This is a genomic window from Microbacterium sp. 2216-1, assembly GCF_046507855.1.
GTDB lineage: Bacteria > Actinomycetota > Actinomycetes > Actinomycetales > Microbacteriaceae > Microbacterium > Microbacterium esteraromaticum_C.
Genome location: NZ_JBKFTM010000005.1, coordinates 170,226 through 190,020, shown reverse-complemented (window position 1 = coordinate 190,020; position 19,795 = coordinate 170,226). Strand labels below are relative to the sequence as shown.

At 68.2% G+C, this 19,795-nt stretch carries 18 protein-coding genes; 11 read left to right on the top strand and 7 right to left on the bottom strand.

Annotation, left to right across the window (positions count from 1 at the left end):
- Positions 1–26: 26 nt before the first annotated feature.
- Both ACLD0U_RS13805 and ACLD0U_RS13800 read right to left on the bottom strand, forming a co-directional pair.
- Positions 27–1,469 (bottom strand): MFS transporter, encoded by a 1,443-nt coding sequence (locus ACLD0U_RS13805; RefSeq protein WP_410340960.1) that lies wholly within the window; start codon positions 1,467–1,469, stop codon positions 27–29.
- A 239-nt stretch (positions 1,470–1,708) separates the two neighbouring features.
- On the bottom strand, positions 1,709–2,512 hold the full coding sequence (locus ACLD0U_RS13800; RefSeq protein WP_410340959.1) for a TspO/MBR family protein: 804 nt from the start codon (positions 2,510–2,512) through the stop codon (positions 1,709–1,711).
- A gap of 45 nt (positions 2,513–2,557) precedes the next feature.
- On the opposite strand from ACLD0U_RS13800, the gene ACLD0U_RS13795 reads away from it, so the two are divergent.
- From ACLD0U_RS13795 to ACLD0U_RS13770, 6 genes are all read left to right on the top strand, one after another.
- Positions 2,558–3,877: an alpha-hydroxy-acid oxidizing protein gene (locus ACLD0U_RS13795; protein ID WP_410340958.1), complete on the top strand. Its 1,320-nt coding sequence runs from the start codon at positions 2,558–2,560 to the stop codon at positions 3,875–3,877.
- A 157-nt stretch (positions 3,878–4,034) separates the two neighbouring features.
- Complete coding sequence (locus ACLD0U_RS13790) at positions 4,035–4,667, top strand: hypothetical protein (RefSeq protein WP_410340957.1); 633 nt, start codon at positions 4,035–4,037, stop codon at positions 4,665–4,667.
- 38 nt (positions 4,668–4,705) lie between these two features.
- On the top strand, positions 4,706–5,512 hold the full coding sequence (locus ACLD0U_RS13785; protein ID WP_410340956.1) for a MerR family DNA-binding transcriptional regulator: 807 nt from the start codon (positions 4,706–4,708) through the stop codon (positions 5,510–5,512).
- 50 nt (positions 5,513–5,562) lie between these two features.
- Positions 5,563–6,252, top strand: a complete 690-nt coding sequence (locus ACLD0U_RS13780) for a GNAT family N-acetyltransferase (RefSeq protein ID WP_206821517.1) — start codon at positions 5,563–5,565, stop codon at positions 6,250–6,252.
- A gap of 123 nt (positions 6,253–6,375) precedes the next feature.
- The gene (locus tag ACLD0U_RS13775) at positions 6,376–7,761 is read left to right on the top strand and encodes a glycine--tRNA ligase (RefSeq protein WP_410340974.1); all 1,386 of its coding nucleotides are present in this window, start codon (positions 6,376–6,378) and stop codon (positions 7,759–7,761) included.
- Between the two features lie 360 nt (positions 7,762–8,121).
- Entirely contained in the window at positions 8,122–8,787 is a 666-nt protein-coding gene (locus tag ACLD0U_RS13770) for a hypothetical protein (protein WP_410340955.1), read from the top strand.
- A 135-nt stretch (positions 8,788–8,922) separates the two neighbouring features.
- Here ACLD0U_RS13770 and ACLD0U_RS13765 read toward each other — a convergent pair whose 3' ends face one another.
- Positions 8,923–11,928, bottom strand: coding sequence for an alpha-mannosidase (locus ACLD0U_RS13765; RefSeq protein ID WP_410340954.1), 3,006 nt, complete (start codon positions 11,926–11,928; stop codon positions 8,923–8,925).
- A gap of 37 nt (positions 11,929–11,965) precedes the next feature.
- Positions 11,966–13,267, bottom strand: a complete 1,302-nt coding sequence (locus ACLD0U_RS13760) for a glycoside hydrolase 5 family protein (protein ID WP_410340953.1) — start codon at positions 13,265–13,267, stop codon at positions 11,966–11,968.
- Positions 13,268–13,405: 138 nt separating this feature from the next.
- On the opposite strand from ACLD0U_RS13760, the gene ACLD0U_RS13755 reads away from it, so the two are divergent.
- The gene (locus ACLD0U_RS13755; protein ID WP_206551036.1) at positions 13,406–13,882 is read left to right on the top strand and encodes an adenylyltransferase/cytidyltransferase family protein; all 477 of its coding nucleotides are present in this window, start codon (positions 13,406–13,408) and stop codon (positions 13,880–13,882) included.
- A 38-nt stretch (positions 13,883–13,920) separates the two neighbouring features.
- Positions 13,921–15,204: an alpha-L-fucosidase gene (locus ACLD0U_RS13750; protein ID WP_410340952.1), complete on the top strand. Its 1,284-nt coding sequence runs from the start codon at positions 13,921–13,923 to the stop codon at positions 15,202–15,204.
- Between the two features lie 47 nt (positions 15,205–15,251).
- Here the strand turns inward: ACLD0U_RS13750 and ACLD0U_RS13745 are convergent, their stop codons facing one another.
- Both ACLD0U_RS13745 and ACLD0U_RS13740 read right to left on the bottom strand, forming a co-directional pair.
- Positions 15,252–15,674 carry a DUF1801 domain-containing protein gene (locus ACLD0U_RS13745; protein ID WP_410340951.1) on the bottom strand — a complete coding sequence of 141 codons (423 nt, stop codon included), beginning with the start codon at positions 15,672–15,674 and terminating at the stop codon, positions 15,252–15,254.
- The gene (locus ACLD0U_RS13740; RefSeq protein WP_410340950.1) at positions 15,671–16,246 is read right to left on the bottom strand and encodes an HhH-GPD-type base excision DNA repair protein; all 576 of its coding nucleotides are present in this window, start codon (positions 16,244–16,246) and stop codon (positions 15,671–15,673) included. The genes ACLD0U_RS13745 and ACLD0U_RS13740 overlap by 4 nt, the downstream gene beginning before the upstream one ends.
- 267 nt (positions 16,247–16,513) lie before the next feature.
- Between ACLD0U_RS13740 and ACLD0U_RS13735 the strand changes: the two genes are divergently transcribed.
- Both ACLD0U_RS13735 and ACLD0U_RS13730 read left to right on the top strand, forming a co-directional pair.
- A complete protein-coding gene (locus tag ACLD0U_RS13735; protein ID WP_410340949.1) occupies positions 16,514–16,945 on the top strand; it encodes a helix-turn-helix domain-containing protein in 432 nt (143 codons plus the stop codon).
- Positions 16,942–17,292 carry a DUF86 domain-containing protein gene (locus tag ACLD0U_RS13730; RefSeq protein ID WP_410340948.1) on the top strand — a complete coding sequence of 117 codons (351 nt, stop codon included), beginning with the start codon at positions 16,942–16,944 and terminating at the stop codon, positions 17,290–17,292. Before ACLD0U_RS13735 ends, ACLD0U_RS13730 begins: the two co-directional genes overlap by 4 nt.
- A gap of 77 nt (positions 17,293–17,369) precedes the next feature.
- Here ACLD0U_RS13730 and ACLD0U_RS13725 read toward each other — a convergent pair whose 3' ends face one another.
- Positions 17,370–18,659 (bottom strand): glutamyl-tRNA reductase, encoded by a 1,290-nt coding sequence (locus ACLD0U_RS13725; protein WP_410340947.1) that lies wholly within the window; start codon positions 18,657–18,659, stop codon positions 17,370–17,372.
- 79 nt (positions 18,660–18,738) lie between these two features.
- On the opposite strand from ACLD0U_RS13725, the gene hemE reads away from it, so the two are divergent.
- Complete coding sequence (gene hemE, locus ACLD0U_RS13720; RefSeq protein WP_410340946.1) at positions 18,739–19,752, top strand: uroporphyrinogen decarboxylase; 1,014 nt, start codon at positions 18,739–18,741, stop codon at positions 19,750–19,752.
- The last annotated feature ends 43 nt before the right edge of the window (positions 19,753–19,795 follow it).

Sequence of the window (19,795 nt, the reverse complement as noted above, 5' to 3'; positions counted from 1 at the left end):
GCGGGAGCGTCCGCCGCGCGGCGGAATCAGCCCGGCAGTGCGGGGTGCTGCTCGGAGTGCGGATGCCGCGGAATGACGAACGTCAGCGCGAAGGCGATGATGCCCGCGGCGATCGCCAACCAGAAGCAGACCTCGAAGGCTTCGCGCGTGGGCACGGCCATGCCGTTGACGTCGACGCTCATGGCGGCGAGGACGCCGCCCATCACTGCGGATGCCGTCGACGTGCCCACCGAGCGGAACAGGGCGTTCAGCCCGTTCGATGCCCCGGTCTCGTGGGCGGGAACGGCGCGCATGATGATCATCGGCATGGCGGCGAACGAGAAGCCGATGCCGACGCCGATGAGGAGGTTGGCGATCAGCAGGTGCCACACCTCGGTGGACCACAGCAGCACGAACACGTAGGCGAGCACGATCGCCGCGGTACCCACGGTGAACAGGGGGCGGGGGCCGACCGTGCGCTCGAGGAAGCCGGACAGCGGCGAGATGATCATCATCACCACGCCCGAGGTGGCCACGATCAGGGCGGCCGAGAACATGTCGAGTCCCAGGCCCGAGCCGGTCGCGACGGGCAGTTCGAGCAGCTGCGGGAACGTCACGTTCGACGAGAACAGCGCGAAGCCCATGCAGATGGCGGCGATGTTGGTGAACAGCACCGCGGGCCTGGCGGCCACGCGCAAGTCGAGCAGCGGCTCTCGGGTGCGCAGTTGGTACCAGCCCCAGATCAACAGCACGAGGATGCCGCCGACCAGGCTGATCAGTGATGCCGGAGCCGTCCAGCCCCACTCGGCGCCGCGCGACACGTAGAGCAGCAGCCCCGTCAGGCCGATGGCGAGGCCGATCGCTCCGACGATGTCGAGGCGTCCCGGTGACAGCAGCACGTCATCGGGCACGATCAGCATCACCAGGATCGCGCTGATCACTCCGAGGGCTGCGGCGAGCCAGAACAGCCAGTGCCAGTCGGCGTTCTGCGCCAGGTAGGCGGCGACGGGCATGCCGACGGCGCCGCCGACGCCCATGGTCGCGCTCATCAGTGCCACCGAGGTGCCGAGGCGTTCGGGCGGCAGTACGTCACGCATGATGGCGATGCCGAGGGGGACGACCCCGGTGGTGGCGCCCTGCAGGCCGCGGCCGATGATGACGCCGATGATCGAGTTCGACAGGGCGGCGATCACCGATCCGAAGATCAGCAGGATCAGTAGTGCGATGACCACGCGGCGCTTGCCGTACATGTCGCCCAGACGCCCCGAGATCGGGGTGGCGACGGCGGCGACGAGCAGGGTGATGGTCACGACCCACGAGGTGTCCTCGCGGGAGGCGTTCAGGATGCGAGGAAGCTCGGCCTGCAGTGGCACGACGAGCGTGAACATGAACGCCGAGCACAGGCCGACGAAGGCGAGCACGGCGACGATCGCGCCACGGGGAGGAACGCGTGACAGGCGTTTTCTCGCTCTGTCGTCCGCATCATCCATTCGCACAGGCTATCGCCACTGGAGCACGCCTGGCCGCGTCGTGTAGGGCCACGAGTGCACGCAACTCCGGAGAATCGGATGCCACAGCCGGCAGAACCGCCGATCTCGGCCGTTTCAGCCGGGGTTCTCCGGAGTTATGAACGCGATCCACCTCGCTGCTGGCGGATTATCATCGACTCGGGCGGGGTCTCGGGGCGCGGACCCCACGGGGCTAAGATCCTTCGGGGCGCGCCGGCAGTTCAGCTCGGGGCGTCCGCTGCGCGGCGCCGCTGACGCCGGAGGCTGCCGGCCACGGCGGCCACCAAAATGCCACCGGCCACGATGATCGCGGTGATCCCGATCGCGTCGCTGTGCGGCTGATCGGTGATGCGCCCCACCGCCAGCCAAGCCAGGCCCCACGAGGTTGCCAGGGCCGGGGCGATCCTGCCGGTGACGAACCCGCTGAGCGCGGCGATCACGAGAACGACGACCAGCACCGCGATGCCCCACGCGTCGGCAGACTGCGCCCACTGGCCGGGGACGCTCTGCGTGAGCCAGGCGGCCGTGTTGGCAACGGTGGCGATCGTCACCCACCCGAAGTGCAGACCCATCACACCGTCGAGCAGCAGGCGGTCCACCCATCCGCGTGCGGGTGGCGTGTCGAGGCGAACGATGATCACGGCGAGCACCGCCAGCAGGGCTGCGATCACCAGCACGGTGAGCGGCAGTGTGAGGAACTGGGCGGTGACCAGCCAGAGGCCGTTGAGCAGCATCGACAGGGCCACCCACCAGCCGGTGCGCATCTGCCGGGGGTCTTCGCGCTGGGAGGGCAGCGCCTGCCACACCGTGTACCCGATGAGGCCCACGTAGATGACCGACCAGATCGCGAAGGCCGGTCCTGCCGGCGCAAGATACGATCCCTGCGCGGAAAGAGCGCCGTCCTGCAGATCCTGCACGGGGGTGCCCCCGAGCGCACCGCCGCCGATGGTCGCGCCGATGAGCATGAAGACCGCCGCGGCGATGACGGTCGACTGCCGGAGTACTGCTGTGCCCGCGCTCGTCATGGCACGACCCTACTGGGGCGCGGCCCGTGAGGATAGGGTGACCGCATGAGCAACGTGGCTCCGAACGATCCGGCGGCGGCGCGGGGGATCTCACGCCGCACGCAGTCCGATATCTACCGTGCGGGCATCAGCGGTGAGCGGCCGGCCGTGCCGATCGATGCGGCGGCGCTCCAGTCGGCCGCACAGGCGACGCTCACGCCCGAAGCGTACGCGTACGTGGCCGGGGGCGCCGGGGCGGAGACGACTGCGGCCGCGAACCGTGCCGCCTTCGACCGCTGGCAGGTGTGGCCGCGTCCGTTGCGCGATGTGAGCAGCCGTGACCTGTCGGTGGAGTTCCTCGGGCGCACCCGCCCCACACCCCTGCTGCTCGCGCCTTTGGGGGTCATGGAACTCGCGCACCCCGAGGCCGATCTCGCCGTGGCGCGGGCGGCAGCATCCGCGGGTGTGCCGTACACCGTCTCGAATCAGGCATCGTTCCCGCTCGAGCGGATCGCGCAGTCCGCACCGGGCGCTCCGCGGCTGTTCCAGCTGTACTGGTCGGCCTCCGATGAGCTCAACGCGTCGCTGCTCGCCCGCGCCGAGGCGTCGGGATGCGAGGCGATCGTCGTCACGCTCGATACGCACCTGCTCGGGTGGCGCACGCGCGACCTCGACCTGGCCTACCTGCCGTTCACGAGGGGGATGGGTATCGCCCAGTACACCTCCGACCCGGTGTTCCAGAAGTGGGTGCAGCAACGGGCATCCGCTTCCTCCGGTGACAGTCCGGCCGTGAGGGTGACGCCCAAGACGATCGCCGCCGGGCTGTCGATCGCGCGCAGGGGCGCCGCGCTCACCGGCAGCCGCAGCTTGCGCGACAACCTGCGCTCGCCGCTGCCGCGCGCTGCCGTCGAGACGTTCCTCGACGTGTTCTCGACCCCGACACTCACGTGGGACGACCTCGCCAAAGCGCGCGAATGGACGTCGCTGCCGATCATCTTGAAGGGCATCGTGCATCCGGACGATGCCGAGAGGGCGGCGGATGCCGGAGCCGACGGCGTCTGGATCTCGAACCACGGCGGCCGGCAGATCGACCGCTCGGTGCCTACGCTCGACGTGCTGCCCGAGATCAGCGAGCGCATCGGCGGGCGGATGCCGGTGATCTTCGACTCCGGGGTGAGGGGCGGTGCGGACGCCGCGATCGCCCTCGCGCTCGGTGCCGACCTGGTCGCCCTCGGACGCCCGTATGCGTACGGGCTCGGCATCGCCGGCGAGCGGGGCGTGCGAGAGGTGATCCGCAACGTGCTCGCCGAACTCGACATCACACTGGGCCTTGCCGGGCTAACTTCGGTGGCCGACCTCGATCGCGACGCGTTGCGCGCCGTGTGAGCTGCGGCGGTCGGAACTTCGGCGCCGTTGCCGGTTCACAACTCCGGAGAACCGTGGGCGCGGGCAGCTGATCTGGCACCTGACACCCTGCACGGCGAGGTTTCTCCGGAGTTGCGTGCAACGGCGTGCCGAGTCGCGCCTGTGATTCCATGGACCCATGAGCGCACACGCCGAGGTTGCCACGGAGCAGAATCCCGCCGATACCGACTGGCACCGCTGGGCGCCGACAGGGCAGACGCTTAACACGAGTCGCACGGTTGGCAGCGGGCCGGTGCCAAGCATCGCCGCGTTCGAGTTGCTTCCTCTGGAGCCCATGCTCGTGCCCGAAAAGCCGCGGAGTGGGGAGCTTGATCCGTCGCAGTGCCATCACTGCAAGCCGTCTGAGTTTGCGATCTGGCAGGACGACGAGTGGCGAGTCAGCGGTGGTATGCAGGGGCCGACCGGCATCCCGTTCGTCGGCGCCATCTCGCCGCGCCGCCATGTGAAGCTCGAGGACGCCCCGATCGAGGTGCTGGCCGGGCTCGGACCTGTCTTGCAGCGGCTCTCTGAGGCGACGAAGGCGATCCCCGCCGTCGCGCGTTGCCACTTCTCGCGCTGGAATGATGGCTCGGCGCACCTGCACCTGTGGGCATTCGCGCGCCCGGCAGGCATGATGCAGGGGCGCGGTGCAATCTTGCCGTACTGGGAGCAGAGTATGCCGGCCATGCCCGACGAGATGATGGCTGAGTACCTCGAAATCGTCGCGAATGCGCTCGCCGCTGGCGGCGGCGACGCGTTCCCTTACCGCTGAGTTGACTCTCCCGCTATGGGAGGCCCGATGCTGGAAGCATGTTGGGAATCGGTGAGTTCGCAGGATTGACGGGCCTCAGCGTGAAGGCGCTGCGGCACTACGACGAGAAGGGCGTACTCGTGCCCGCCGACGTCGATGAGCGCTCGGGATATCGACGCTATGCCGAGTCGCAGGTGCGGGCGGGAGTGCAGACGCGCGCACTGCGCGACGTGGGGGTCGCGCTGCCCGCGGTCTCGCAGGCGGTCGCCGCGGGCGACGCGCTGGGGGCGCTCGCCGTGCAACGTGAGCGGGTGCTCGCGCTGCGGGCCGAAGAGGACCGCGCGTTCGCCGCGGCCGAGACGGCGCTGCGCGCGTTGCGGGTGCCGGTCGAGGTCGTCGAACGGCAGGCGGATGCCACCACGTACGTCGGCCGTGCGATCTCGGTGCCGGCCGACGACACCGACGAGCTCACCGATGACCATGCGAACGACGTCTTCGCCGAACTGTTCCGCGATGTGCATGATGCCGGTCTGGGGCCGGCGGGAGCGTTCTGGACGACGATCCGTCCGGGCGAGCAGGGCCAGATCGAGCTGGTCTGCTGCTGGCCGACGGCGCGCCGGGCGGAAACCGGGTGGGGAGGGCCCGACACCGAGGTGGGGATCCTTCCCGCACGTACCGAGCTCGTCGCCAACTGGCGACCGCAGGACGGTGAAGAACTGCCCGAGGGATACACGCATCCCGCCGTAGTCGCGCTCTTCGAAGCCGTCGGAGAGCGCGGCATCGCACTCGGCAAGACCGAAGTGCGGCAGACCGTGCACGGATCGAGCGCCGATGACTGGCACGTCGAGGTGATGATCACGATCTGATGTCACCACGCCGGTTTCGGCATCCGGGCATCGAGGGGCAGACTGGGGGCGTGCGCACCATCCGAGATCTCGACACCGTTGAACTGATCATCGAAGCCCAGGGGCTGCTGGACTCGATCCGCGGGCCCGAGCGGGTGATCGACGCGGGCACACTGCGTGCTCTGCAGCAGTCCGGCAACTACGTGGTCGGCCTGTTCGACGGCGACGACGGCGATGAGCGCATGGTCGGCGCCTCGGTGGCGTTCTTCGGCGTGCCGGGCCGACGCACGATGCACTCGCACATCACCGCGCTGCTTCCCGACTACCGCGGCCGCGGCTGGGGACGTGAGCTCAAGGAACACCAGCGTCAGTGGGCGTTCTCGCGCGAGGTCGGGCGCATCACCTGGACCTTCGATCCGCTCGTGGCGCGCAACGCCCACTTCTTCCTCACCGTGCTCGGCGCCCGCGTCACCGACTACGCCGTCAACCAGTACGGCATCTTCGGGGGCGGCGATGCCGGTGACGAGAGCGACCGGTTCGACGTCGAGTGGGCGCTCGCCGATATCGCGAAGCCTCCGGCATCCGATGCGGTCGTCGCCACGCTCGAGATCCCTGCCGACGTCGAGGCGATGCGGGAGAGCGACCCCGCCGCGGCGCACGAGTGGCGGTTGCGCCTGCGCGGCGAGGTCGAGCAGTTGCTCGGGCGCGGACTGCGCGTGGCCGGGTTCGAGACCGGCCGGGGCTACCTCTTCAGCGAGTAGGCGCCGGCCTCTGACCCTCGGAGGGCATCCGAGGGCGGACCACCGCGCGAGGGGCTCGCCGGTAGGATGAGGATGCCCGCTTCTCGGGCGAATTCCCCGCAGCATCCGACCATTGGAGCCACCGTGGCCGAACAGTCCCGTCTTGACAAGGTCATCGCCCTCGCCCGCCACCGCGGGTTCGTGTTCCAAGCGGGTGAGATCTACGGCGGTTCCCGCTCGGCATGGGACTACGGTCCCCTCGGTACCGAGCTGAAAGAGAATATCCGCCGGCAGTGGTGGCAGACCTTCGTGCGCGGCCGTGGCGACATGGTCGGCCTCGACTCGTCGATCATCCTGCCCAAGCGCGTGTGGGAGGCCTCCGGCCACGTCGCGACCTTCACCGACCCGCTGGTCGAGTGCCTGCAGTGCCACAAGCGTCACCGTGAGGACCACCTCATCGAGGCGTTCGAGGCGAAGAAGGGGCGTCAGCCCGAGAACGGCATGGCCGACATCGTCTGCCCCGATTGCGGGACCCGTGGTCGCTGGACCGAGCCGAAGTCGTTCTCCGGCCTGATCAAGACGTACCTGGGCGTCGTCGACGACGAGTCCGGCCTGCATTTCATGCGCCCCGAGACTGCGCAGGGCATCTTCGTGAACTTCTCGAACGTGCTCACCGCCTCGCGCAAGAAGCCGCCGTTCGGCATCGGCCAGGTCGGCAAGGCGTTCCGCAACGAGATCACGCCCGGAAACTTCATCTTCCGTACCCGCGAGTTCGAGCAGATGGAGATCGAGTACTTCGTTCCTCCGGCCGAGGCGCAGGAGTGGTTCGAGCACTGGGTCAAGGCCTGCTGGGACTGGTTCATCGACCTGGGTGTCGCCCCCGAGAACATGCGTCAGTTCGACGTTCCCGAAGAGGAGCGCGCGCACTACTCGGCGGGCACGATCGACTTCGAGTACCGCTTCGGCTTCCCCGGCAAGGAGTGGGGCGAGCTGATGGGTGTCGCCAACCGCACCGACTACGACCTCTCCAGCCACTCCGAGGCATCGGGCCAGAGCCTGACGTACTTCGACCAGGCCTCTGGCGAGCGGTACACGCCCTACGTGATCGAGCCCTCGTTCGGCCTGACCCGCTCGATGATGGCTTTCCTGGTCGACGCGTACGAAGAAGAAGAGGTGCCCAACGCCAAGGGCGGCACCGACACGCGCACCGTGCTCAAGCTCGACCCGCGCCTGGCGCCCATCAAGGTCGCCGTGCTGCCTCTGTCGCGCAACGAGCGCCTGTCGCCGCTGGCACGTGAGGTCGCCGACACCCTGCGCGGCACCTGGAACATCGACTTCGACGACGCCGGCGCCATTGGCCGCCGCTACCGCCGCCAGGACGAGGTCGGTACGCCGTTCTGCGTCACCGTCGACTTCGACTCGCTCGACGACCGCGCCGTCACCGTGCGCGATCGCGACACCATGGGCCAGGAGCGCGTGCCGCTCGACGCCCTCGAGCAGTACCTGGCCGAGCGCCTGCGCGGAGCCTGACAGACGCGACTCATACGACGAAGCCCCTGCGGATCCTTTGGATCGGCAGGGGCTTCGTCGTGCGCGCGTGCGCTCAGTAGTCTTCGCCCTCGGCCTGCGAGGGGTGCTTGTCGAACCAGAGCGGTCGACCGATGAACAGGTGTGCATCGGTGTCGAAGAGTTCGTTGGTCTCGTTGCGGTTCACGATGGGCTCCTTTGCGCGAGTGGTCCATTTCAGGATCGCTCATAGAATCGTGCTCTTGTGCAGGGGATGGCGCGAAAGAACATGCGAAGTTTCGTCAAGGGCAAGTCGAGGGGTGGGTGCGGCAGATCTGTGGATAACTGGCGTCGACGCGCACTCGGCGACGTAGCCTCGTCGCCATGCATACGACAACCGAGAAGAATGCGGATGCCACAGTCACGACCGCCCGCGCGAAGACTCTGCTCATCGGTGGCGGCCTGTTACTACTCGGCGGCGTCCTCGAAGCCATCGGGCCGTTCGGATGGGGCGAACTCCTCGAAATGTCTGTTCTGTTCCCCCGACTGCTGGTGCTCTCGTCGGCCGTGGTCTTCGCGGTCGGAGTCGGCGCGGGAGCCGCACTCGCAGGCACTCGGCCGTTGAGCCGGATCGCACTGATCCTGCTCGGTTTCTCGAGCTTCGTGTCACTCATGGCCCCAGACGTATTCATGCTCGTCGTGTTCTTCGGCTACCTGGTGCCGCCCGTGATCCTTCAGCCGACGGTCATCATCACCGTCGCCGCCAGCGCGCTCCTCCCGGTCGCATTCGCGGTGATCGCGGGCGTGAGCATCGGTCGCGCCCGCGTCATGCCGAACCCGTGGGCATGGGTGCCGCTCCCTCTTCTGGTGCTGGGCGTCGCTGCTGGCACACTTCAGGCGCTCATCTACAGCCGGCTCACGCCGCTCACAGATTCGTACGCAGGCGCACGACTCGAACTTGTGCACACCGTCATCCCGCTCCTCCTCGGTGGCCTCGCGATGGCCGTCGGGCTCGTCCTGGCCCGGCGCCGTGCCGTCAGCTCTCGGTGATGCCCAGTGTTCCGGCATCCGCCACTGTCTGAGAACAGGCCCGTTCGCGGCAACAGGACGATTTCTCGGAAATCGGCCTGTTCTCGGTGAACGGCCTGCTCTCGGTGACAGGCGGGGTTGCGAAGCGCGCCGTCGTCAGCGCACGATGCGCAGCGTGCGCACCTCGAACGGACGCAGCGCGAGCTCGCCGCCGACACGCGCGTCGTCGAGGTCGTCCTCGATCAGCGAGACCTCGCGGATGCCCGAGTGCGCGAACCCGACCGACAGCTCACCCCGCGCGCGGTGCCCGAGCGACTCGTACACCCGCACGATGACGTCGCCCGAGCGGTCATCGGCCAGCTTCACCGACGACACGATGATGCCCTCGCCCGACACCGCCACGAGGGGGTCGACCTCATGCGCCCCACGCATCAGCGTCGGCATGGCGTTGAGGCGGATGCCCTCGGCGGTCGCGATGGCGGCATCCGCTCCGATCACGAACCCGACCTCGATCTGGTGCGCGCCGTGGTCGGTCTCGGGATCGGGAAAGCGCGGCGCCCGCAGCAGCGACAACCGGATCGTCGTGGTGACATCGTCACCATCGACGTCGCGCGAGGTGTCGTAGCCGTAGATCGAGTCGTTCACGAGCGCGGCGCCGAACCCGTCGTCCTCCTGTGCGAGTACGAACCGGTGCATCGAGGTCTCGAATTTCGCCGCCTCCCAGCTGGTGTTCACATGGGTGACGCGGCGCTGAAAGCCGAACTGTGTCTCGGCGAGTGTCTCACGGGCGAACAGGTCGAGGGGGAAGGCGAGTTTGAGCAGCTTCTCGGTCTCGTTCCAGTCGATGTCGTTGAGCAGCAGAACGGTGCGTGAGCCAGGCCGCAGAAGGATGGTCTGCTCGATCGAGGACTGCGAGAACTCGCGCCGCACAATGACCGAGGCGACACCGTTGACCACCGACGTGTCGATCGACGAGACCGCGGTGAGGTCCTCGACCCGGTTCTTGTAGTACCGGTCGATGTCCCACGCGTCCCACATGTTCGGGAAGTCCTGGTGCAGCTGGAACAGGTTCGCAGGTGACTCTGCGGGGATCGTCTCGCGGCCCGTGGCCTTGTCGATCGCCGAGACGATCAGACCGTCGTGCGAGACGGTGACCGTGACGAGATCGTTGGCGAGCACGAAGCCGTCGGCCTGTTCGGTCAGCGTGGCGGGCGCATGACCGGAGTCCGTCTCTGAGACGGCGGTCGCTCCGAGCGGGCGGTCGTCGGATGCCCCTCGCACCGATGTCGGGGTGAATCGCAGCAGCCGATCACCCTCGCCGGCCAGGGCGCCGAGCGCCGCGGCAGACAGGTCTTCGGCATCCGAGATCACATCTCCCAGCGCCTCGACGGCCTCGCGGTGCACCCACGCGATCGACGTGCCGGGCAGGATGTCATGGAACTCGTGCAGCAGCACGACCTGCCACAGGCGGTCGAACGCGTCGTAGTCGTACTCGGTGCCGCGCTGCACGGCGGCGGTCGCCGCCCACAGCTCCGCCTCGATCAGCGCCTGCTCGGCCCAGCGGTGCAGCGCCTTGGTGGCGTGCTGGCTGGTGAGCGTGCCGCGGTGCAGCTCGAGGTAGAGCTCGCCGACCCAGACGGCCGGGTCGGTCAGCTCGGCGCGCGCCTCAGTGAAGAACGCGTCCGGGTGCTTCCATTCGACCTTCGCCGAGCCCTCCAGATCGGCCAGACGGGCGGCCTTCCCCGTCATCTCGCGGGTCGTGCCGCCGCCGCCGTCACCCCAACCGACCGGGGCGATCGACATCGACGCGACCCGGTTCTCTTTGAACTGGCGGGACGCCTTGGCGACCTCGGGGCCGCTCAGCTGCGCGTTGTAGGTGTCCATCGGCGGGAAATGCGTGAACATGCGCGACCCGTCGATGCCCTCCCACAGGAACGAGTGGTGCGGAAAGACGTTGCGCTGGTTCCACGAGATCTTCTGCGTGAAGAACCACTCGAACCCGGCCCGGCGCATCAACTGCGGCAGTGCGGGGGAGTATCCGAAGCTGTCGGGCAACCACACCCCCTTGGAGCGGATGCCGAACTCACGCTCGAAGAACCGCTGACCGTACGCGAACTGGCGCACCAGCGACTCACCGGTCGGCATCACCGTGTCGGACTCGACCCACATGCCGCCCAGCGGCACAAACCGGCCTTCGGCGACGGCGGCACGCACCCGCTCCCACACCTCGGGGCGGTGCTGCTTGATCCAGGCGTACTGCTGCGCGCTCGACATCCCGTACCGGAAATCCGGATCATCCTCGAGCAGCGCCGTCATCGACGAGGTGGTGCGGGCGACCTTGCGGATCGTCTCGCGCACCGGCCACAGCCACGCCGAATCGATATGCGCGTGCCCGATCGCGGCGATGCGGTGCGCGCTCTCCTCAGCAGGAGACGCCAACACCCCGGCCAGGCGCGCGCGGGCATCCGACGCCGTCTCGACGATGCGCTGCAGATCCAACGCATCGAGCGCGTCGTCAAGCGCCTGCAACACGCGCATGCGCCGCGGAGACGTCTCGGGCAACTCACCCTGCAGTTCCAGCAGCACTTCGAGGTCGAGCGACAGCTCGAAAACCTCGGGCTCGAAGACGGCGAGGTCCATGTGCCGCACGCGGTACAGCGGCTCGGGCGACGAGGTGAGGACGTCGCCCTCCTGCGTCGGCAGGAACGGGTGGTAGTCGAGCAGCACCGGGTTCGAGGCGCCTTCCAGGTAGAACTCGACCGACCCGCCCGCCTCAGCATCCACCGGCACCCACTGATTGCGGGGGTTGAGGCTCTTGATCGGGCTCCCGTCCGGGCGGTAGGCGAGGGCCTCGCACTGGAACCCGGTCATATTCACGTCGAATCCGAGGTCGATCAGCGCTTCGACCTTCTTGCCCGCCCACTGCGCTGGGACCTCGCCGCGCACCCGGAACCACGTCGTGCCCCACGCCGGCCCCCACATGCCACCCGCGGCGAACGGCTCGTAGTCCAGTGCGAGGCCCTCCGCCGGAGCGATTGGCTCACCGGGCAGGGAATGAGAAGCGATCTGCAGCGGGACACGAGTCGAGTGGATCGCCGGGCGCACGCGCTCGGCGAGCACCCGCGTCACCCGCCCGACCGTGAGCGAGGTCTCTTCGTGCATCGCGTCCTCCTTGTCGCGGGTGTGAGGTCGAGCCTACTCAGACGACGGTGTTGTTCGACGAGTAGGTGCCCACGCCGTCGGCGGAGTCCGGGACCAGCAGCTCGGTGATGCCACGGCGGGCGAGCAGGGCGGCATCCGCCGCATCGGTCGAGGTGACGAACGTCGCCTCCGCGCCCGATGCGCAGGCCTGCACCCACGCCTCGAACACGGCACCGCCGGGGCTGAGGGCCGCGCGGCTGACAGGCACGTCGCCCTCGTCCACCTCGACGACGATGCCCAGCGACCGCGCCGGGGTGCTCTGACGCTCGCGCAGTTCGGGGATGATCTCGGCGAAGCGGCGCCCGATGGGCTTGGCGTCGCCATCGTTGTCGATGAGCCCCAGCGAGTATTCCAGCTCGGGGTAGTCGGCCAATGCGCGGCTGACATCGTGCGAGCACCACCAGGTGACGCCCCACAGGTTCTCGGTGCGCGCCGCGCTGCGCACGGTCGCTTCGAGAAAGTCGGGCATCTCATCGGTGCTCAGGCAGTTCGACGGCGCACCGACCTCCTGTAGCCAGATCGGTCGCCGCGCGTCGGTCTGGAAGGCGCGTGAGAGCTCGATCATGTACTCGGCGTGGCGATCGGATGCTACCGACCGGCCGCCGTAGCGCTGAGCGGTGCCGTTGAAGATCCACGAGTGCACGGTCGTCATGGCACCCAACCGTGACGCGAGCGCCGGGGTGAAGCCGTGGCCGTCCATGTACCAGGCGGCGTCGTACTCGCTGTGCACGTGCGGCTGGTCGGGTGCGGAACGCTCGGCGGCATTGAGCAGCGTGGTGATCCAGTTGGCGGCGTCGGCCTCGGTCACGGGCCACGGATGCGGGTGATTGCGCGCCGAGAACTGGTTGGTCTCGTTGCCGAGGGTGAATCCGAGGAAGTTGCCCGCGTCGCCGAGTGCCGCGCCCAGGCGCTCGACCAGCGCCACCTGTCCGCTGAGCGCGTCAGGGTGGGTGAACATGTTCTTGTCGTGCCAGGTGAACAGCCAGGACGGCACGAAGTCGAAGCTCGACAGGTGCCCCTGGATAACGTCGACGCTGGCGTCGAGCCCGAACTCCGCGGCGACGTCGACCACGGCACGCACGTCGGCGACGGCCTCATCGCGGATCAGGGTGCGGTTGGGCTGCAGCACCGGCCACAGCGGAAAGACACGCACATGATCGAGGCCGAGCTCGGCAAGGCCCGCGAAGTCTCGACGCACGGCATCGAGATCGAGGGCGAGCCAGGAGTGCATCCACTCCTTCGACGGGGTGTAGTTGGCGCCGAAGCGCAACGGCGCGTCGGGGGAGGAGAGCGCGGGCATAGTCGACCTTTCTCAGCGCCGGGAAGCGATCGGATCTCGGCAGACGCTAGCACGCCGCACGTTTGCGCGGAGGGAGAAGAGCGGATGCATGTCGCCGGGCCGCATAGACTCATCTCGGTACGACCTGAGAGGACGGCTATGACGGACGCAGCGCCCAAGAAGCACCAGGACTACAACCCGGGACCCCGGGTGGGGATCACCTTCTCTACCTTCGACCTGCTGCACGCCGGGCACATCATGATGCTCGCCGAGGCGAAGCGGCAGTGCGACTACCTGATCTGCGGTCTGCAGATGGACCCGACGCTCGATCGTCCCGAGAAGAACGCACCGACCCAGACGGTCGTCGAACGCTACATCCAGCTGCGCGGCTGCGAGTACGTCGACGAGATCGTGCCCTATTCGACCGAGCAGGACCTCGAAGACATCCTGCGCTCGTTCAAGCTCGACGTGCGCATCGTCGGCGATGAGTACCTCGACCGCGACTTCACCGGTCGAGAGTACTGCGAACAGGCCGGTATCGAGCTGTACTTCAACAGCCGCAACCACCGCTTCTCGAGCTCGGGGCTGCGCAAGATCGTCGCCGCGAAAGAAGCCGAGCGCCTTTCGCGGGCCTGACAACCGAGCGCGAGCGGCACGCCCTGACCATGGCCGACATGCCGATCTCTGAAGACACGGTGGGGTTGCATCCGAGCCCGGCGCAGTTGCGCTGGCAGCAGGCCGGCGTCGCGGTGTTCTTCCACTTCGGGCTGAACACCTTCGCCGGGGTGGAGTGGAGCGACGGGACGTTGCCGGCTGCGTCTTTCGATCCGACCGCGCTGGATGCCCGCCAGTGGGTCGCCGCCGCGAGGATCGCCGGCGCGCAGCATGTCGTGTTGACCGCGAAGCACCACGACGGGTTCTGCCTGTGGCCGACGGCCACCACCGAGTACTCCGTGGCATCCAGCCCGTGGCGAGGCGGTGACGGCGACGTGGTGCGTGAGCTCGCCGACGCGTGCGCGGAGGCCGAAATGGGGTTCGGGGTGTACCTGTCGCCCTGGGATCGCAACGCCACGTGCTACCCGGATGCCGCTGCCTACGACGACTTCTACGGCGCGCAACTCACCGAGCTCTGCACGGGCTACGGCGACCTGGTCGAGGTGTGGTTCGACGGCGCGGGATCGGCCGGCCGCGAGTACGACTGGGCCCGCATCACCGGGATCGTGCGCGAGCACCAGCCCGGTGCGGTGATCTTCAACATGGGCGACCCCGACATCCGGTGGGTCGGCAATGAGGACGGCCTGGCCTCGGATCCCGTTCTCTACGTCGCGGACTGGACACCGAACGACGTGCACACCGATGCGGTGCTTGGATTCGCACCGCGCTACCTGCCGCCTGAGTGCGATGTATCGCTGCGGCACGGCTGGTTCTGGCATCCGTTCGACGAGCCGAAGACCGTCGAGCACCTGCTCGGAATCCACTACCGGTCGGTCGGGCTGGGGGCGAACCTGCTGTTGAACGTGCCGCCGAACCGGGACGGCCTGATCGACCGCACCGACCTGGCAGTTCTTGAGGAGTACTCCACCGAGCTGGCGAGGCGATTCGGTGCGCCACTGGAGGCGCGGATCATCCGACGGGATGCCGGTGTCTGGGACGCCGAGTTCGCCGACGAGGTCGAGATCGACCATCTCGAACTGGCTGAGGCGTTGGATGTCGGACAGCGCGTAGCGGCGCATCGGGTGCTGGTGGATAGTGACGTGGTGTGCGAGGGCGGGACCATCGGAGTACGGCGGATGCACTCGTTCACCGAACGTGCGGTGCGGAGATTGCGGATCGAGACCGACGGCATCGATCCCGTACTGCGCAGCGTGCGCGCGTTCCGCACCGGCGTTGCTGCGGCGCCGGATATGCCGACCGTCGCGGAGTATCGAGCGCCGGAGACCGACATCATCGTGATGTGACCCGAGCGTTTGGCGCGACGGCATCCCGCACGCGGCGGTGGATGGCGTCAGCCGGTGACAGTGATCGTCGCGTACTCGCCGCCGCCGTTCTCGGACCACTGCAGCGACGCGGTGAGGATGCCGCGGAGGACGTCGAGATCCACTGTTTCGAGGTCCTTGATGTAGAGGCAGCCGACGCCGGTCGTGTGCGGGCCGAGTCGGTCCAGCGCGTCGGCGTGCGCGGCCGTCGACTCCAGGTAAATGGTCGAGGCGGCCTTGCGCGGAGCGAACGCCAGCAACGGCATATCGCCCTCGTTGCCGGTCGGGTACCGATAGTGGCAGCTGCCGAACCCGACGATCGTTCCCCACAGCACGGGCTCACGGCCCGAGACCTCCTGCAGCAGGGCCGTCAGGGTCTCAGCATCCCGTTGCCGTTTCGCAGGGCTCACCTCCGCGATGAACTCCGTGACGTCACCCCCGGTCGGCTTCATGGCTTCGCCGCCTTCGCGGCGGCCTTCATCGCCTTCTTGTGCTCGCGCACCTGGGCGAGCGACTCGGGTGAGACGATGTCGGCGACGCTGCGGTAGGCGCCCTCTTCGCCGTAGGGAGCGGATGCCTCCCGCCAGCCCGCGCCAGTGAAACCGTACTGCTTGCCGAGCAGGGCAAGGAAGATCTTGGCCTTCTGCTCACCGAAGCCCGGCAGCTTCTTCAGGCGCTTGAGGACTTCGGCGCCGTCGGGGTTCCCCTGAGTCCACAGGGCGGCGGCGTCGCCGCCCCATTCATGGACGAGAGTCTGGCAGAGCGTCTGCACCCGTGCCGCCATCGATCCGGGAAAGCGATGCACGGCCGGCGTCTGCTTGAACGCTTCGAGGAAGGCATCCGGGTCCATGCCGGCGATCGCTTCGGCATCCGTCGCTCCGGTGCGCTGTTCGATCTTGAGCGGGCCGGCGAACGCGGTCTCCATGGGAACCTGCTGGTCGAGCAGCATCCCGACCAGCAGAGCCAGCGGGTTCTCAGTGAGCAGGGTGTCGGCGGCGGTGTCTCCGGTGATGTGAAGGGCCATGTAGCCAGTCTGCCATTCGTGTCTGTGTCAGCTTCGAGCAGTCCGACGATGTGCGTGCGGAACGTGACGGTCGACGGGGTCGCGCTCTCGCGCGAACGGTCGAGGCGGAAGCTCTGCGTGGCTTGCCCGCCCCGCGTGACAGATACGGGTGCGCCTACCGGGTTCCGGCCGGCAGGACGTCGTCGAGGTCATGATCCACTCGGCGCCCGCGCCCTTGCTCTTCCATCGAACTCCGCCGGACCATATCATCGAGATATGGGAGAATCGTTGCGCGAATCGCGCGAGCGGGCGGGGCTCAGCCAAGCGCAGCTCGCGGCGCGCAGCGGTGTTGCGCAACCGAACATCGCAGCATACGAGTCGGGGCGGCGACACCCCTCGGCTGCCATGGTTGACCGATTGCAGGCGGCCATGCGCCCGCTGCCACGCGAGGCGCTCGAACGGCATCGTGACGAGCTCAAGGATCTCGCGTCGGAATTCGGACTGAGCAACATTCGCGTGTTCGGATCCGTTGGCCAGGGCACGGACACGACGGAGAGCGATCTCGACATCCTCGTCACCCGCTCTCCGAACATCGGGTTGCTGGCGATCGCCGAGTTCACCATCGCGGCTGAAGAGCTGCTCGGCGTCCCCGTGGACGTGGTCACTGACGGCGGGCTCCCCGGGGATCATCCGATTCGTCAGTCAGCGGTGGCTGCATGAACGAGCGGGACGAACGGGTTCTGCGCGAGATTGTCCGACTATGCCATGACGGCACCCGACTCGCCGAGCGAGGACGCGACTGGTACGTGTCAGATGAGTTGAACATCCCCGGTCTGGCCGCCGAATCGATCATCATCAAGATCGGCGAGAACGTTGCACGGTTGAGCGCCGAGACGATTGTTGCGAACCCGCAGGTTCCCTGGTCGAGTATCAAGCGCATGCGCGATCGGCTTGCGCATCACTACGAGGCGACTGACTACGACGCGGTGTGGGCCACGCTCAGCGTCGAATTGCCACGTGTTCGCGTCGCGATCACCTCGCTCCTTGCCGAGACAACTGGCGATTGATCACACATCCGCCCAGGGCTAGCGCACAAATCCGCGCGAAGCGCACGCCCGAGCATCCGCGAAGAGCACGCAGCCGATCAGGCGATGGCGGTCACCGTGGCGTCGGCGCCAGCATCCGGCCCGAGGCCGTACAGCGTCTGCATCGCCGCGGCGAACTCGGCACCGCGCCCCTCAGCGGCCAGTTCGTGCGCGCGCGTGGTGGGAGTGTGCAGCAGCACGCCGGCGAGGTGGCGCATCGCCTGCTCGACCAGTCCGTCTTCGTCGCCGCGGCGGCGTGCCCGATCGATCTCGGCTTCGAGCAGCCCGAAGATGTGCGTGCGGAACGCGACGACCGACGGGGTGACGCTCTGGCGTGACCCGTCGAGGTGGAAGCTCTCGGCAGCCTCGCGCACCACGACGCGGGCGGCATCGGTGGCCTGCAGCTCCTCCAGCGGCGCGTGCAGGCGGATGGTCTCCAGATCGAGCAGCGCGACGCCTTCGAGCTGTGCGACGGCGGGGTCGACGTTGCGGGGCATGCCCAGGTCGATCACCAGCTGCGAATGCGGGGCATCCGCCGTCACCGGGCCCATCGGGCACCCGGCGCCCGCCTCGTTCTCGGTGCGCGCGAACTGCGCCGGGCCGAGCACGGGCTCGGTTGCGGTGGTGCACGTGATCAGCAGCGTCGACCGCTGGGCGACAGCGGCGTACTCGTCATCGAACACCGGTGTGATGCCGTACTTCTTCGCGAACAGTTCGGCGCGGCCCGACGGTGAGTACACCGAGATGTCGACGGCGCCGCGTTCGCGCAGCGTCGCCAGCGTGACGGCCGCGTATTCACCCGTGCCGACCAGCAGCACCCGCTCGGCGGACCAATCGGCGATGCGGCTGTCGGCGAGCTCCAGAGAGAGGCGCACCAGCGAACGGCCGGCGCGGTGCAGGGCGGTGACGTTCTTGACCTTGCGCTGCGCCTGGCTTGCGCGCTGGAACAGCCGCTCCAGCTCGGACGACGTCGTGCCGGCCTCGCGGGCGACGGTTAATGCACGGCGCACCTGACCGGCGATCTCGCCCTCACCCGAGACGACCGACTCCAGTCCCGACGCCACGGCGAACAGGTGCTCGGCGACGTGGCGATCGCCGATGACGCGTGACGACCCGTGCAGGTCGGTCGCCGGGATGCCCGTGGCCAGCGCGACCGCCTCGACAACGGTGTGCTGCTCGAAGCCGTCGGCTTCGATGTACGCCTCGAAGCGGTTGCACGTCGCCAGCACGACCGCGCCCTGCGCACCGGCATCCACCAGGTTGGGTGCGACGGTGTCGGGGGTGCGGCTGAGGCGTTCGAGCAGATCGAAGGAGGCCGTCTTGTGACTGGCCGTGACGCAGAACAGCACGAAGGGGAGTGTACCCCTCTCATCTTTGAACGAGCTTGGCGACCGGCGGACGCATAGGAGCGGATGCCACGATAGGCGCATGAGTGATCTGCTGCGCGCGCTCGCCGGAGACAAGCCCGAGCGCACCCCGGTCTGGTTCATGCGTCAGGCGGGGCGGTCCCTGCCCGAGTACCGCGAGTTGCGCGTCGGCACGCGGATGCTGGATGCGTGCCTCACGCCCGATATGGCTGCCGAGATCACGCTGCAGCCGGTGCGCCGCCACGACGTCGACGCCGCCGTGTTCTTCAGCGACATCGTCATCCCGCTGCGTCTGGCCAGTGTCGACGTCGTGATCGAGCCCGGTCGCGGCCCGGTGTTCGCCAACCCCGTGCGCACCGCGGACGATGTCGCGCGCATCACGCAGATCGACCCGGCTGACCTCGACGGCACGGCCATCGCCGAAGCTGTCCGCCTGACGGTGGCCGAGCTCGGCGACAAGCCCCTGATCGGCTTCGCCGGTGCGCCCTTCACCCTCGCCGCCTATCTGATCGAGGGTGGTCCGTCGAAGGAACACCTGCGTGCCCGCGCGATGATGCACGCCGACCCTGACTCGTGGAACGCCCTGGCCGGCTGGCTCTCGCGCATCTCGCGCCGGTTCCTTGAGATCCAGCGCGACGCCGGTGCGTCTGTGGTGCAGCTGTTCGATTCGTGGGCCGGTTCTCTGAGTCCCGCCGACTACCGTGCGCACATCGCCCCGCACTCGCACGCAGCGCTCGACGGCATCGGTCTGCCCAGCATCCACTTCGGTGTCGGAACGGGGCCGTTCCTGGGCGACATGCGTCTCGGTGGGATCGTCGACGGCGTCGGTGTCGACTGGCGGATGCCCTTGGATGAGGCGATCCGCATCGTCGGCCCGGACGTGGCCGTCCAGGGCAACATCGACCCGGCACTGTTGCAGGCGCCGTGGCCGGTGCTCGAAGCGCACGTGCGCGACGTCATCGCACGCGGGCGCGGCGCCAAGGGGCACATCCTCAACCTCGGCCACGGCGTTCCGCCCGAGACCGACCCCGACCAGCTGACGCGCATCGTGCGGCTCGCCCACGGCGAGATCTGACCCGCACTCTTCTCTGAGAACCGCGTGGTGCCCGAGGGCGCCA

Excerpts from the sequence above, each read along its gene's own strand:
- ACLD0U_RS13805 (WP_410340960.1), bottom strand. The coding sequence starts at position 1,469 with ATGGATGATGCGGACGACAGAGCGAGAAAACGCCTGTCACGCGTTCCT.
- hemE (WP_410340946.1), top strand. The coding sequence starts at position 18,739 with ATGAGTGATCTGCTGCGCGCGCTCGCCGGAGACAAGCCCGAGCGCACC.
- ACLD0U_RS13740 (WP_410340950.1), bottom strand. The coding sequence starts at position 16,246 with ATGGCCCTTCACATCACCGGAGACACCGCCGCCGACACCCTGCTCACT.
- ACLD0U_RS13790 (WP_410340957.1), top strand. The coding sequence starts at position 4,035 with ATGAGCGCACACGCCGAGGTTGCCACGGAGCAGAATCCCGCCGATACC.
- ACLD0U_RS13770 (WP_410340955.1), top strand. The coding sequence starts at position 8,122 with ATGCATACGACAACCGAGAAGAATGCGGATGCCACAGTCACGACCGCC.
- ACLD0U_RS13745 (WP_410340951.1), bottom strand. The coding sequence starts at position 15,674 with ATGAAGCCGACCGGGGGTGACGTCACGGAGTTCATCGCGGAGGTGAGC.
- ACLD0U_RS13730 (WP_410340948.1), top strand. The coding sequence starts at position 16,942 with ATGAACGAGCGGGACGAACGGGTTCTGCGCGAGATTGTCCGACTATGC.
- ACLD0U_RS13750 (WP_410340952.1), top strand. The coding sequence starts at position 13,921 with ATGCCGATCTCTGAAGACACGGTGGGGTTGCATCCGAGCCCGGCGCAG.
- ACLD0U_RS13785 (WP_410340956.1), top strand. The coding sequence starts at position 4,706 with ATGTTGGGAATCGGTGAGTTCGCAGGATTGACGGGCCTCAGCGTGAAG.
- ACLD0U_RS13795 (WP_410340958.1), top strand. The coding sequence starts at position 2,558 with ATGAGCAACGTGGCTCCGAACGATCCGGCGGCGGCGCGGGGGATCTCA.
- ACLD0U_RS13755 (WP_206551036.1), top strand. The coding sequence starts at position 13,406 with ATGACGGACGCAGCGCCCAAGAAGCACCAGGACTACAACCCGGGACCC.
- ACLD0U_RS13760 (WP_410340953.1), bottom strand. The coding sequence starts at position 13,267 with ATGCCCGCGCTCTCCTCCCCCGACGCGCCGTTGCGCTTCGGCGCCAAC.
- ACLD0U_RS13765 (WP_410340954.1), bottom strand. The coding sequence starts at position 11,928 with ATGCACGAAGAGACCTCGCTCACGGTCGGGCGGGTGACGCGGGTGCTC.
- ACLD0U_RS13800 (WP_410340959.1), bottom strand. The coding sequence starts at position 2,512 with ATGACGAGCGCGGGCACAGCAGTACTCCGGCAGTCGACCGTCATCGCC.